We start from the raw sequence: 13204 nt of genomic DNA, 5'->3' as shown, positions 1-13204 counted from the left end.
GCCCTGTCCTTTTCTATCGTCCCCCGGTTGGCGCTCCTAGCCTCTGAAAAATGAGAACCATGAATACTGCCCGTCACCTCAGGGCGGTTGTGCTGTGGGGCATGCTCGTGTCGGGCTGCTCAGCTGGGACTGCTGCTGTCGGCCTCACTGACTGCGACAACTCCATGACGTGCTGCATCAAGAAGTTTCCATTCGACCCCGTGGGCGCTTGTGGCGCCACTGCGGCGGACATAGAGGCGGCGATTCAGGCCGGTGTGGTGGTCGAGGAATCTCTACAACGAAAGGCGGACGAAGGAGCGGGCGAAGGAGCAGACGACCCGGACGAGGGATGGCGGGAGCACTGCCGTGACAACTATGTCCGGTGCAGGGATCAGAAGAAACCGCGTTGGGAGGGCAACTGCTACGATTGCTTCCGCTGGTGCGAGGGACAGCGCCAATGGCCTTTCTTCATGTGCTGGCCAAAGCAGAGGTAATGCAGGAATGAACGAGCCCCACGATTGGGACAAAGTGCTTGGGCTCTATGCCAGGCTCGAGCGGAACGAAGCGATAGAACCAAACGCCGACGTACATGCTCTCTGCCGGCGAGTGGCGCGAGACGTCGCTATCAGTGATGACGATGCGGAACGCGCATTGCTCACCACCCAGGGAACGGAAACGCTCGTGCGCGAGATGCGCCGCCGGATTTTCGAGGGAAGCCGGCGGCTATCCCGGGCGTTTGCTGAGTCAGACCGCCGCAAGAAATCAGGCGACGTGGCCGGAGCAAGAGAAGTGCTGGAGGGCGTGTTGGCTGTCGAGATCGTGCCCCTCTACCGTCAGCATGCCACGACCATGCTTGATTACGTGGACGACCCGGAGGATTAGAGGGTGATGCAAGACGTCGACATCAAAACGCGCGAAGGAACGATGGACGCGAAGCTGTTCCATCCGGACGGACACGGGCAGGGACTGGGACAGGGGCCCGGGGTCATCCTGCTGACGGATGCGATGGGAAGCCGGCCGGTGTTCGAGGCCATGGCGCGCCGGCTGGCCAAGGCGGGTTACGTCGTGCTGCTGCCGAACGTCTACTACCGGGAAGGGCGCGCGCCGTTCCTCAACATGCACGGCTCCTTCGCGGACGAGGCGTTCCGCAAGCACATCCTGGGCCTCATCGCGACGCTGACGCCCGAGCGGGTCATGATGGACGCCGCCGCCGAGCTCGACTTCCTCTCCGCACAGCCGGAGGTGAAGGGGCAGCGGGTGGGCGTGGTGGGCTACTGCATGAGCGGCGCCATCGCGGTGCACATGGCGGCCGGCTTTCCGGATCGGATCGCCGCGGCGGCCTCGTTCCATGGCGGGCGCCTGGCCACTGACGCGCCCGAGAGCCCTCACCTCGTGGTGGGCAAGGTGAAGGGCGAGCTCTACTTCGGCCATGCGGACCAGGACGGCTCCATGCCGGCCGAGGCCATCGCGCGGCTGGAGGCGGCCCTGAAGCAGGCCGGCGTGAAGGCTCAATCCGAGCTCTACGCCGGCGCTCGTCACGGCTTCGCGGTGGAGGGCATGGCCGCCTACGACAAGGACGCCTCCGAGCGGCACTGGAGCAAGCTGCTCGAGCTGTTCGGCCGGACGCTCCAGGCCTGAGCAGCAGGGGCCAGCGGGCCCCTGCCCTCCTCCCGGGCCACGGGCCTACGGAAGGCCGCAGACCCCGTCGGGCCGGCACTCCAGAGAGTAGTCGCAGTCCGCGTTCACCCCGCACGAGGTGCCCTCCGGGCAGTCGTAGCCAGCGCCGCCGGACATCCCGCCCACCCGGAATCCGCTGCTCGAGACCATCTCGGTGATGGCCCGGTTGCCGATCGTGCCCTCCAGATCGTGCGTGAGGGTCACGATGTTTCCGGAGGCCGTCGCGCTGATCCGCAGCTCCGGGCCCACGTTATTGATGGCCGTCCTGATGGCCAGGGCCACGTCGGTGCTCGTGGAGCCCGCCACGACATTCACGGGGATTCGCGTGGGAAGGACGGTCCCGTTCGTATCGAACTCAAAGACCACGGTATTGAAGCCATCCTGGAGGGTGAACGTCTCACCGTCCGCGACGGAGTCGGCGGTGATCTGCCCGACCGCCTTGGCGAGCTGGGTGACCGAGCACGAGGCACTGCAGGTCCCGCAGGCCAGCGTGTTGCCGTCATCACAGGCCTCGCCCCCGTTGACGATGCGGTCGCCGCAGTAGGGACCGGAGAGCGTCAGCGTGCCGGTGCAGCCCGCGTTGCAGGTGATGCAACTCGCCTGACCATACGGGCAGGCGCCCTCGTTGACGGTGTTGCCGTCGTCACAGCTCTCGCCACCGTTGAGGACGCCGTCACCGCAGAAGGCGCCGGTGAGGTTCAGCCGGGCGGTGCAGGCCGCGTTGCAGGTGGTGCAGCTCGCGGTGCCATAAGGGCAGGCACTCTCGTTGACGGTGTTGCCGTCATCGCACACCTCGCTGCCGCTGACGGTGCCGTCACCGCAATAGCCGCCCGTGAGGGTCAGCCGGGCGGTGCAGGTCGCGTTGCAAGTGGTGCAGCTCGGGATGCCATAGGGGCAGGACGACTCGTTGACGGTGTTGCCGTCGTCACACACCTCGCTGTCGCTGACGGTGCTGTCACCACAGACGCGGCCGGTGAGGTTCAGCGTGGCGGTGCAGGTAGCGTTGCAGGTGGTGCAGGCAGGGGTGCCATACGCGCAGAACGACTCGTTGACGGTGTTGCCGTCGTCACACGCCTCGCTCGTATCGTTCTTCGAGCCGTCACCGCAGTAGCGGCCCGTGAGGTTGAGCGTGGCCGAGCAGGCCGCGTCACAGGCCGTGCAGGTGGGCGTGCCGTAGGCACACTCGGACTCGGTGGTGGTGTTGCCGTCGTCGCACGCCTCGCCGAGGTCGCGCACGCCATCGCCGCAGCTGTCGTCCGGGCGGCAGTCAGCGCCGCACCCGTCACCGCTCGTGGTGTTGCCGTCGTCGCACAGCTCACCCGCCGCGGTGTCCACATAACCGTTGCCACACGTCTCATTGGACTTGCAGTCGGCGCCGCAGCCGTCGCCGCTCGTGGTGTTGCCGTCGTCGCACAGCTCACCCACCGCGGTGTCCAGGTAGCCATCGCCGCAGCGCTCCAGCGCCAGGCAGTCGGCCCTGCACCCATCGCCCGCGGTCGTGTTCCCGTCATCGCAGGCCTCGCCCAGGAGGCGGTCCACGACACCATTGCCGCACAGCTCGCTGGACTTGCAGTCGGCGCTGCAACCGTCGTTGTCTCGGGTGTTGCCGTCGTCACAGACCTCGCCGGCCACGGCGTCCACGATGCCGTTGCCGCAGCGCTCGTTCGACGTACAGGTGCGGTTACAGCCATCACCGTCGACGATGTTGCCGTCGTCACAGGCCTCACCAGCCTGGCGGGTGCCATCGCCACAGTCCGTCGTGATGCAGATGTCCTGGCTGGCGGCGCACTTCTGGCCCTCGGGGCAGACCCGCCCCGAGGGGCAATCCCCGGTCTCGGAGCCGGGGCAGGCGAAGAGCAGCGGCAGGGTCAACAGCGCCATCACGAGCACGGCGCCGGGGCCGCGGACTGGGGGGCAGGACTCTCGTTTCATGCGATTCCAATACGAGTAGAGGAAAGCGGGCAGCGTACCCGCCGGGCGCCGCGCTCCGCATCCGTATTTCCCTGGGGCCGGACGTCAGCGCCCGAACCCCCTGGCCGCGCTTTGTTGACGAAGCGAAGCTGGAGACGCACGCATCACACTCCCCGCTGGGCCTCCACGAGATGGCTCCTGTAGCTTGATTGGCGAGAGGAGTGTTCGACATTGGCCCCACCCGATGATGACTCCGTCCCCAAGCCGTTGCTTCCCCAGCTCAGCCGCCGCGCTTTCTTCAAGGGCGCGGGTGCTTCCGCCCTGAGTGCCACCCTGGCCCCATCCGCCGCGCAAGCAGCGGACGCCGGGCCCAAGGTGGTCGGCCCCGAGCCTGCCTCGCTGTCCCTCTCCATCAACGGCCGCACCGTCACCGTCCAGGCGGATCCCGCCACGACGCTGGCCGAGCTCCTGCGCCACCAGCTCGGCATGACGGGAACGAAGGTGGGCTGCGACCGCGGTGCCTGCTCGGCCTGCACGGTGTGGCTCGACGGCGAGGTCGCCGCGAGCTGCATGACGCTGGCCTTCGACGCCCGGGGCCGGAAGGTCACCACCATCGAGGGGCTCGCCAAGGGTGAGGAGCTCCACCCGGTCCAGCGCGCCTTCGTGGAGAACGACGCGCTCCAGTGCGGGTTCTGCACGCCCGGCATGGTGATGAGCTGCGCCGCGCTGGTCGAGCGCAATCCCAAGTGCACGCTCGACGACGTGAAGCAGGCGGTCAGTGGCCATCTCTGCCGGTGCGGCACCTATCCCAACGTCTTCAAGGCGACCCTGGCGGCGGCCCAGGGCGGCGGAAAGGCAAAGGGGAACAGCTGATGCAAGAGGTCAAGGACACCACGGATCCCCGGGCTTCCAACAAGCCCGGTGGCGGACAGCCGCAGGAACAACAGGGCGCGCCCCAGCAGCCCCAGCCGAACCCAGGGCCCTCGAGGCAGCAGGCCATGCCGTATGGGATTGTCGGCGCGGGCATGAAAGAGGTCACCCGGCGGGTGCCCCAGGACGAGCCCCCTCCCCTGCCCGAGAACGCGAAGCTCAAGTCCATTGGCAAGCCGGTCTCGCGCCTGGATGGAATCGAGAAGGTCACCGGCCGGGCCCGCTACACCTTCGATGTGCAGCTGCCCGGAATGCTCTGGGGCAAGTGGGTCGTCGCGACGCTGCCCCATGCGCGCATCAAGTCCATCGACACCTCGGCGGCCGAGCGCTACCCGGGCGTGCGTGCCATCCACATCCAGGAGCGCCTGCTCTCGTCCGCGCAGTTGCGTGACCCCAAGGCGGAGCAGAACACCCGCTACCCCACGGTCCGCTACGCGGGCCAGCCCATCGCGGCGGTGGCGGCCGACAGCCCCCGTGCCGCCGAGGCCGCGGCGCGGCTGATCAAGGTCGAGTACGAGCCCCTCCCCCATGTCTCCGAGCTCGAGGCGGCGATGAAGGAGGACGCGCCTCGCGTCTTCCCCGGCCCCACCGAGCAGCCGGCGACGGCGGGAGGCGGAGGCGCGCCCCCGGGCCTTCCCCAGAAGGGCAACGTGCGCGGTCCCGACACGAAGCCCCGCGGCGTGGGGCCTCGCGGGGACGTCGCCAAGGGGCTCAGCGAGTCCGACGTGGTGATCGAGGCGGAGTACCGCACCCAGGTGCAGACCCATGTGCCCATGGAGCCGCACGGGCTCGTCGCCGATTGGAAGGACGATGAGCTCACGCTCTACGCCTCCACCCAGTTCGTCTCGAGCGTCCGGGAAGACGCGGCCGAGCTCTTCGATCTCCCGAAGGGCAAGGTCCGGGTGATCAGCGACTTCACCGGCGGCGGCTTCGGGGCGAAGTACGGCATTGGCAACTACGGGCTGCTCGCCATCCACCTGTCGCGCAAGGCCAAGGCGCCGGTGCGGATGATCCTGGACCGCCGGGAAGAGCACGTCTCGGGCGGCAATCGGCCCAACAGCATCCAGCGGCTCAAGCTGGGCGCGAAGCGCGACGGCTCGCTCGTGGCGCTCCAGGTCCAGGCCCACGGCAGCGGAGGCGTGGCCGGCGGCGCGGGAGTCGGCTTCTGCCACTCCACGCTCTACGAGTGCCCCAACGTGCTGGTGGAGCAGTACGACGTCTTCACCAATGCCGGGCCCTGCGCCGCCTTCCGTGCACCCGGCCAGGTGCAGGGCATCTTCGCCCTCGAGCAGACCATCGACGAGCTGGCGGAGAAGATCGGGATGGATCCGCTCGCGCTGCGGGCGAAGATCGACGTCTCGGACACGGACGATAGTCTGGCCCGCGCCCACGAGCGCCGGATCGGAGCCGAGCGAGCCGGCTGGAGCAAGCGGCGGCCCGCGGGCTCCGACAAGGGACCCATCAAGCGGGGAATCGGGTTCGCCCAGTCCCAGTGGCTCTACCTGGTCCATCCTCACAGCGCGTGTGAGGTGCGGGTGTCGGGGGATGGCTCCGTCGAGGCCTTCAGCAGCACGCAGGACATCGGGACGGGGACGCGGACCATCTTCGCGCAGGTGGTGGCCGAGGAGTTCGGCCTGCGCGCCGAGGACATTGGCTCCCATATCGGCGACTCCCGTTATCCGAGGGGGCCCGCCTCGGGCGGCAGCCGGGTCACCAGCTCCCTGACGCCCGCTGCTCGCAACGCCGCGTACCGCTGCGCCCGGGAGCTGGCCTCCCGGCTGGCCCCCGTGTTCAAGGCGAACGCGGACGACATCGTCTTCGCCGACGGCAAGGTGATGGTGAAGGGCAAGGCCTCGTCGGCGATGCCCTTCCGCGAGGCGGTGAAGAAGGCCAGGTTCGATGAGATCTCCCACCGGGCCGAGCGCCGTGACGACTACGACGGGTACATGTTCTCGACCCCCGACATCGCCGTCAGCCGGCATGGCATCGGAGGCGTGCAGTTCGCCGAGGTCGCGGTCGACACGGAGACCGGTATCGTCAAGGTGGAGCGGGTGGTCGCGGTGCATGACTGCGGGCGCCCTATCAACCCCAAGCTCACCGAGAGCCAGATCTACGGAGGCGTGATTCAGGGCGTGAGCTACGCCCTCTACGAGGAGCGGCACCTGGATCCCGCGAGCGGCCAGCAGCTCAACGCCAACGTGGATCAGTACAAGATCGTCGGTGCCCGCGAGGTACCGAAGATCGAGGTCATGCTGCTCGAGCAATTGGGGGCGCAGTCCTCGACGGATGCGCGCGGAGTGGCCGAGCCCGCCAACGTGGCGACGGCGGCGGCGGTGGCCAATGCCTTCTACAACGCGACGGGCAAGCGCATTCGAACGCTCCCGATGACGCCCGCGAACGTGCTCGCGGCGCTGCGCGGCTGAGACGAACCGGAGGATGCATGCAGAGCTTCGAATGGGTGGATGCTGAATCCGTGGAGCAGGCCGTCTCGCTGCTGGGTGAAGGCAGCGAGCGCAAGCCGGTCGTCGCGAAGGCCGGCGGCATGGACCTGCTGGACTTGATGAAGAACGGCGTGGTGGCCCCTCAGCGGGTGGTCAACCTCAAGACCATCAAGGGACTGGACGGGGTGCGCTTCGACGCCAAACAGGGCCTGGAGCTGGGCACCCTGGTGACGCTGAGCCGGGTGTCGAAGGAGCCCGAGGTACGCCGCCGCTACGTGGCGCTCTCGGACGCAGCGGAGCATGCCGCGACGCCCCAGGTCCGCAATGCCGCCACCATCGGCGGGAACCTGCTCCAGCGGCCCCGCTGCTGGTACTTCCGCTACGACTACTTCCACCAGGCCGGGGGCGATGACGTCGAGCGGGTCCGCGAGGGGCAGAACCAGTACCACGCCATCTTCGACAACCAGCGCACGGTGATGGTGCACGCCTCTACGCCGGCCACGGCCCTGGTGGCCTACGGGGCCTCGGTCGAGCTGACCGGCCCCGGGGGCAAGTCGCGGGTGGTGCCCGTATCCGAGTTCCTGTTGCCGCCGGACATGAAGCGCACGACCGACACGCTCATCGCGCCCAACGAGCTGTTGACGCGCGTGCGCCTCCCGGCCCTGCCGGCGGGAACGAAGGCGGCGTACCACAAGCAGGGCGAGCGGGAGAGCTACGACTGGCCCATCTGCGACGTCGCGGTGGTGCTGCAGATGGACGGGAAGGTCGTCCGGCAGGCGGCGATCGCCCTCGGCTGGGTCGCGCCCACGCCCCGGCGGTTCGCGGAAGCGGAGAAGCTCCTCGTGGGCAAGACGCTCAATGAGGATCTCGCGCGGCAGGCGGCGAAGGCGGCCGTGAGCGGGGCGACGCCGCTGTCGAAGAACGCCTACAAGGTTCCGGTCCTCGAAGCGGTGATCCGCCGGACGGTGCTCGCCGCGGCGGCGGCCTGAGGGAGCGCATGGACTCGAGCACCGAGCAGAAGCCGCCGCGCGTTTGCCGGCGGGTGCGTTCGAAGGGAACGCCGGGCGTCCGGTACGACTCGGCGGTGGCCTGGGAGGTAGGCTACGTCTCGACGGCGACGTTCTGGTGCGTCGCGACGGGCGAGAGCGTGGGGCCCGACGACGAACAGGTGCACCCGCATGTCTGCGGAGAGGGGCGCCTCTGCTTCCGCGCCCCCTCGGAGGAAGGGTCCGAGGGGGGGCGGGTCCTGGAGTGACTCAGGGAGCCTCGAGCTTCTTGAGCATCTCCACCGCGTTCGCGTTGGCAGGGGTCAGCTCCAGGGAGCGGCGGTAGTTGACGACCGCCTGCTCCTTGTTGCCGCTTTTCATGTACGCCTCGGCCAGGCTGTCGTAGGCGTTCCCATCGCCGGGAAACACCTCCACGTTGAGCTTGAAGATCTCGATCGCGTCCGCCGAGCGCCCGGTGCCCAGCAACTGATATCCGACGCGATTCAGCTCCTGCGCGGAGAAGTCGTACTCGGCCGCCTTCGTCGCCTTGAGGGTCTTGTACCGGGCGATGGCCTCCGCCACGGATGACTTGCCGAGGGTCGCCATCACGACCTCCCCGATCGCCTCCCGGGGCTGCTGGGGCGGGATGCGGTGGAGGATGCTCAGCACTCCGGCCGCGAGATCCATGAGCTTGTCGCCGCGCGCCGTGTTGTCGAGGAGCACGACGAGCTCCTTGCGCTCGGGGGCGCGGATGAGGAGCGTGGCGAAGCCGTTGATGCCGCCCGAGTGGCCGATGGAGGCGAGCTCCGTCTTGCCATCGTTCAGCATGATCGGATGCACGACCCACCCATGGGCGTACTGGTTCATGCCCGGCGTGAACAGCTGCTGCTTGAGCGGCGCGGGGAGCAGCGTGTCGAGGTAGAGCGCGCGGTCCCAGAGATAGAGGTCCTCCACCGTCGAGTACAGGGAGCCGGCCGCGTACGGGAGCCCCATGTCGAGGTAGGGCGCGTTGACCAGCCCGCCAGGCCCGAACTGATAGCCACTCGCGCGCTTCGGGAGCACCGTCGCGTGGACGTCATAGCCGGTGTTCTTCATCCCCAGCGGGCCGAAGATCCGCTGCTGGAGCGCCTGCGCATACGTCATCCCGGTGAGCTTCTCGATGATGGCGCCGAGCAGGAAGTAGCCGGAGTTGTTGTACGAAAACTTCGTGCCGGGCTCGAACTCGAGGTCGCCGCTGGCGAACTTCTTCACGAAGTCCGCGACAGAGTAGGGATCGCGCGAGTCGTTCGCGAAGAACGTGGGCGACGACGTGTAGCTCGGGATGCCCGAGGTGTGGTTCAGCAGGTGGGAGATGGTGACGCGGTCGCCCGTGTCCTTGCGGTAGTCCGGCAGGTGCTTCGTCAGCTTGTCATCGAGCGAGAGCTTCCCCTCGGCGGCGAGCTGCATGATGACCATCGAGGTGAACTGCTTCGTGATGGAGCCGAGGCGGAACTTCGTGTCGTGGGTATTCGGCAGCTGCCATTCGAAGTTCGCCTGGCCGTAGCCCTTCTTGAGGACGAGGCCCTTCTCGTCCGCGACGAGCACGGTGCCGTTGAACTGGCGCAGCTGGTTGTACTTCGTGACGAGCCGGTCAATCTCCTGCTGCCGCGTTGCTGCTTCGGCCGCGGGCAGGGCCAGCACGAAGACGACGAGCGCGCTCACGACGCGCGCATGGAGCCAATGCATTCGATCCCCCATCTGTTGAACGGATTCGGTCCGGACTCGAACCCGGATGGGATGGAACGTCAATCAGCTTCGCTTGCGCAGCAGCTCCACGGTCCTCGCCATGTCCTCGGGCAGGGGGGACTCCAGCGCCCTCGCCTCCACGCCCGGCAGCGCCGGCCACTCCAGCCTCGCCGCGTGCAGGGGCGTGCGCGACAGCACCTCCTCCTCCCCTTCCCCGCCTACGTCCTTCGCCTTCAACGGCTCGTCCCGCCCGTACTGGTGATCCACCAGCAGGGGATGTCCCTCGGACAGCAGGTGCACGCGGATCTGATGCGTCCGCCCCGTCATGGGCTCGGCCTCCACCAGCGAGGCTGCCGTGAACACCTCCACCGGCCTCACCCGCGTCCGCGAGGGCTTGCCCTCCTCACCCGGCCTCGCCACCCGCATGCGTCCCTTGCGCGCCGGCACCAGCGCCGCGTCCACCACCCGCGGCGCCTCCACCCGGCCCTCCACCAGCGCCAGGTAGCGCTTGTGCACCTTCCCGGCCTCGAAGGCCATGGACAGCGTCCGGTGCACCGCGGCCTCCAGGGCGAACACCATCACCCCCGAGGTGTCCCGATCCAACCGGTGCACCACGAACACCTTGCGCTTCAGCTGCGCCTCCAGCACCTCGCGCAGCGACGGGCCTCCGCCCTCGGCCCGGCCGGGGATGACCAGCATCCCCGCGGGCTTGTCCACCGCGAGCAGCCCCGCGCCCTCGAAAAGAACGCGGACGCCGCTCACTCGTAGTCCGAGGCCGGTACCACCGTCACCGGCCCCAGCCCCGTCAGCTGCTTCTTCACCTCGGACGCCTTGCCCACCAGCACGATCAGCGGCGCCTGCGGGAACAGGTACTTCTCCGCCACCTCCACCGTCTGCTTCGGCTTCACCGCCAGCAGCCGCTCCCGGAACTTCTCCACCCAGTCGTCCCCGAGCCCGTGCACCCGGATGTCGCTGATGACCGAGGCCACCGACTCGTTCGTCTCCGTCCGCAGCGGGTACAGCCCCGCCAGGTACCGCTGGGCCTTCTTCAGCTCCGCCGGGGTGATGCCCTTCTGGCGCACCTTCGCCACCTCGGCGAGCGACACGTCGATGATCTCCCGCGTCTTCTCCGTCTGGGTGAACGTGGAGATGCCGAACACGCCTCCCGCGTTCATCATCTCGAAGTAGCTGTGGATGCCGTACGTCAGGCCGCGCTCCACGCGCACCTCGTTCACCAGCCGCGAGGTGAAGCCACCGCCCAGCACGTTGTTCATCGCCGCGGCCGGGAAGTAGTCCGGATGGCCCACCCGGAAGCCCCGCCCGCCGATGCGCACCTGCGTCTGCGTCTGCTCCGGCTTGTCCACCACGAGGATCCGGCCCGAGGCCACCGTGTCCAGCGCCGGCAGCTCCACCGGCGCCTCCGGACCGCCCTCCCAGCCCGCGAAGGCCTTCTCCGCCTCGCGCGCCACCAGCTCCGGGCTGACCGCGCCCACCACGGACAGCAGCGCCACCCGGGGCCCCATCCGCTCACGGTGGAAGCGCACCAGATCGTCCCGCGTGAAGGTGCGCACGTGCGCCGCGCTGCCCCCCACGTCGTGCCCGTACGGGTGGTTGCCCCACAGCGCCCGCGTGAAGGCCCGGTCCGCCACCACCGACGGATCGTCCAGATCATTCACGAAGCCCGCCAGCACGCGCTCGCGCGCCAGCTCCACCTCGCGCTCCGGGAAGGAGGGCTCGCGCACCAGCTGCCCCAGCACGGACAGCATCTCCGGGAAGTGCTCCGCGGGCGTGGTGACGAAGAGCGACAGCACGTCCTCGCTGCTGCCCACCGAGAAGCTCGCGCCCACGAACTCGATCGTCTCGTCGAGTTCGTCCGCGCTCAGCTTCGCCGTGCCCCGGCGCATCAGCCGCGCCGTGAAGTCCGACAGGCCGTGCTTGTCCGCCGGATCCACCGCGCTGCCGGCGCGGATGATCAGCCGCATGGCCACCAGTGGCAGCACGCCGCGCTGGGCGGCCAGCACCTTCAGCCCGCTGGACGTGGTGCTCTCGTGCAGGGCGGGCAGCGTCACGGCGGCCGGAGTCGGCTCCGCCTTGCGCGCTACCTTCTTCACGGCCTTCACGGCCTTCGCCGCCGCCTTCTTCACCGTCTTCTTCGTGACTCGGGGGGCCATCTACTCGGCGTCCTTTCCGTCAGCGGCTTCGTCCGGGGCTTCGTCCGTGGCTCCAGGCGCGGAGGGGATGAGCGTCACCACCGAGCGGCGCTCGGGAGCGAAGTACTTCGCCGCCACCGCCTTCACCTGCTCGTTCGTGGCGGCCGCGTACACCGAGGGCAGCGTCAGCCCGTCCCGCCACGAGCCGAGCAGCGCCTCGTAGTGGCCCATGGCGTGCGCCCGCCCGCTGTTCGTCGCCAGCTCCCGCAGGTGATCCGCCCGCAGGTTGTTCTTCGCCTTCTGCAGCTCGCGCTCCGTCAGGCCCTCGGTGGCCACGCGCGCCAGCTCGGCGTACAGGGCCTCCTCCACCTTGCGAGGATCCGAGTCCGGCTTGAGCTCCAGGTAGACGATGATGGCGCCGGGATCCACCCGCCAGCCCCAGTCCACCATCACCGACACGGCCAGCTGCGTGTCATAGACGAGCTTCTTCACCAGCCGGCTGCCCTCGCCCTTCGTCAGCGCGTACTGGATGATGTCCAGCAGGAGCGTGTCCTCGCTGCGCGCCGCCGGGCCGTGCCAGGCGAGCATCAGCGCCGGAGACTGGGCGGGGTGGCGCACCTCGGCGCGGCGCTCGCCCTTCTGCACGGGCTCGGCGTTGAGCACGGCCTCGGGCTTGGGGCCCTTGGGGATGTCCCCGTAGTAGCGGCGCACCAGCGCCAGCGTCTGCTTCGGGTCGATGTCCCCGCAGATGTAGAGCACCGCGTTGTTGGGCGCGTAGTACGTGCGGAAGTACTGCTCGCAGTCCTTGCGGGTGATGTTCTCGATGTCCTTCTCCCACCCGATGACCGGCCAGCGGTACGCGTGGGCCTTCCAGATGAGCGTGCCCAGCTCCTCGTCCATCGTCCCGGTGATGTCGTTGTCCACGCGGACGCGGCGCTCCTCCATCACCACTTGGCGCTCGCTCTCCAGCGCCTCGTCGTCGATGCGCAGCGCGCGCATCCGGTCCGACTCCAGGTCCAACACCGTCTCCAGCGCGTCCGAGGCGAAGTCCTCGTAGTACACGGTCATGTCCGTGGACGTGTACGCGTTGGAGCGGCCTCCGTTCGACTCGAGCACCTTGTCGAACATCTTGGGGCCGTACTTCTTGGCCCCGTTGAACATCATGTGCTCGAACAGGTGGCTGATGCCGGTGATGCCGGGGCGCTCGTTGCGGCTGCCCACCTGGAAGAAGGTGTAGAGGCTCACCACCGGCGTGTCGTGGTTGGCCAGGAGACGGACGCGGAGGCCATTGGGCAGCGTGGCCTCCTGGACGTCGAAGAGGGACTGCAGGACGGGATCCGCCATGCGCACGGCGGGGTTCGCGGGTGCCTTCGCCATAGGTGATCCACCGTATACACGGCTTCCC

At 68.5% G+C, this 13204-nt stretch carries 11 protein-coding genes; 6 read left to right on the top strand and 5 right to left on the bottom strand.

Annotated features, from left to right (window positions below; all coding sequences use genetic code 11):
- The first annotated feature begins 480 nt into the window (after nucleotides 1-480).
- Both NR798_RS23365 and NR798_RS23360 read left to right on the top strand, forming a co-directional pair.
- Nucleotides 481-861, top strand: a complete 381-nt coding sequence (locus tag NR798_RS23365; protein ID WP_375773696.1) for a DUSAM domain-containing protein — start codon at nucleotides 481-483, stop codon at nucleotides 859-861.
- Between the two features lie 6 nt (nucleotides 862-867).
- A complete protein-coding gene (locus tag NR798_RS23360) occupies nucleotides 868-1617 on the top strand; it encodes a dienelactone hydrolase family protein (RefSeq protein ID WP_375773695.1) in 750 nt (249 codons plus the stop codon).
- A 45-nt stretch (nucleotides 1618-1662) separates the two neighbouring features.
- Here NR798_RS23360 and NR798_RS23355 read toward each other — a convergent pair whose 3' ends face one another.
- Nucleotides 1663-3588 (bottom strand): DUF4215 domain-containing protein, encoded by a 1926-nt coding sequence (locus tag NR798_RS23355; protein ID WP_375773694.1) that lies wholly within the window; start codon nucleotides 3586-3588, stop codon nucleotides 1663-1665.
- Nucleotides 3589-3798: 210 nt separating this feature from the next.
- Here NR798_RS23355 and NR798_RS23350 point away from each other — a divergent pair, with 210 nt between their 5' ends.
- From NR798_RS23350 to NR798_RS23335, 4 genes are read left to right on the top strand one after another with little or no spacing between them, the layout of a single operon-like run.
- On the top strand, nucleotides 3799-4440 hold the full coding sequence (locus NR798_RS23350) for a (2Fe-2S)-binding protein (protein WP_375773693.1): 642 nt from the start codon (nucleotides 3799-3801) through the stop codon (nucleotides 4438-4440).
- Nucleotides 4440-6920, top strand: coding sequence for a xanthine dehydrogenase family protein molybdopterin-binding subunit (locus NR798_RS23345; protein WP_375773692.1), 2481 nt, complete (start codon nucleotides 4440-4442; stop codon nucleotides 6918-6920). Before NR798_RS23350 ends, NR798_RS23345 begins: the two co-directional genes overlap by 1 nt.
- 17 nt (nucleotides 6921-6937) lie before the next feature.
- Entirely contained in the window at nucleotides 6938-7927 is a 990-nt protein-coding gene (locus tag NR798_RS23340) for an FAD binding domain-containing protein (RefSeq protein ID WP_375773691.1), read from the top strand.
- Nucleotides 7928-7935: 8 nt separating this feature from the next.
- Entirely contained in the window at nucleotides 7936-8193 is a 258-nt protein-coding gene (locus tag NR798_RS23335; protein ID WP_375773690.1) for a hypothetical protein, read from the top strand.
- A 1-nt stretch (nucleotide 8194) separates the two neighbouring features.
- On the opposite strand, the gene NR798_RS23330 is transcribed toward NR798_RS23335, so the two are convergent.
- From NR798_RS23330 to NR798_RS23315, 4 genes are all read right to left on the bottom strand, one after another.
- A complete protein-coding gene (locus NR798_RS23330; RefSeq protein WP_375773689.1) occupies nucleotides 8195-9649 on the bottom strand; it encodes a serine hydrolase in 1455 nt (484 codons plus the stop codon).
- 63 nt (nucleotides 9650-9712) lie between these two features.
- Complete coding sequence (locus NR798_RS23325) at nucleotides 9713-10411, bottom strand: RluA family pseudouridine synthase (RefSeq protein WP_375773688.1); 699 nt, start codon at nucleotides 10409-10411, stop codon at nucleotides 9713-9715.
- Complete coding sequence (locus NR798_RS23320; protein ID WP_375773687.1) at nucleotides 10408-11820, bottom strand: M16 family metallopeptidase; 1413 nt, start codon at nucleotides 11818-11820, stop codon at nucleotides 10408-10410. The genes NR798_RS23325 and NR798_RS23320 overlap by 4 nt, the downstream gene beginning before the upstream one ends.
- Nucleotides 11821-13176: a M16 family metallopeptidase gene (locus NR798_RS23315; protein ID WP_375773686.1), complete on the bottom strand. Its 1356-nt coding sequence runs from the start codon at nucleotides 13174-13176 to the stop codon at nucleotides 11821-11823.
- Nucleotides 13177-13204: the final 28 nt, after the last annotated feature.

It is taken from the genome of Archangium gephyra (assembly GCF_042230915.1).
Lineage (GTDB): Bacteria > Myxococcota > Myxococcia > Myxococcales > Myxococcaceae > Archangium > Archangium gephyra_B.
This window is presented reverse-complemented; position numbering and strand designations above follow the sequence as displayed.

What these genes read in the sequence shown, in the direction of transcription:
- NR798_RS23365 (WP_375773696.1), top strand. Translation starts at nt 481, where the DNA reads ATGAACGAGCCCCACGATTGGGACAAAGTGCTTGGGCTCTATGCCAGG.
- NR798_RS23360 (WP_375773695.1), top strand. Translation starts at nt 868, where the DNA reads ATGCAAGACGTCGACATCAAAACGCGCGAAGGAACGATGGACGCGAAG.
- NR798_RS23355 (WP_375773694.1), bottom strand. Translation starts at nt 3,588, where the DNA reads ATGAAACGAGAGTCCTGCCCCCCAGTCCGCGGCCCCGGCGCCGTGCTC.
- NR798_RS23345 (WP_375773692.1), top strand. Translation starts at nt 4,440, where the DNA reads ATGCAAGAGGTCAAGGACACCACGGATCCCCGGGCTTCCAACAAGCCC.
- NR798_RS23340 (WP_375773691.1), top strand. Translation starts at nt 6,938, where the DNA reads ATGCAGAGCTTCGAATGGGTGGATGCTGAATCCGTGGAGCAGGCCGTC.
- NR798_RS23335 (WP_375773690.1), top strand. Translation starts at nt 7,936, where the DNA reads ATGGACTCGAGCACCGAGCAGAAGCCGCCGCGCGTTTGCCGGCGGGTG.
- NR798_RS23330 (WP_375773689.1), bottom strand. Translation starts at nt 9,649, where the DNA reads ATGCATTGGCTCCATGCGCGCGTCGTGAGCGCGCTCGTCGTCTTCGTG.
- NR798_RS23320 (WP_375773687.1), bottom strand. Translation starts at nt 11,820, where the DNA reads ATGGCCCCCCGAGTCACGAAGAAGACGGTGAAGAAGGCGGCGGCGAAG.
- NR798_RS23315 (WP_375773686.1), bottom strand. Translation starts at nt 13,176, where the DNA reads ATGGCGAAGGCACCCGCGAACCCCGCCGTGCGCATGGCGGATCCCGTC.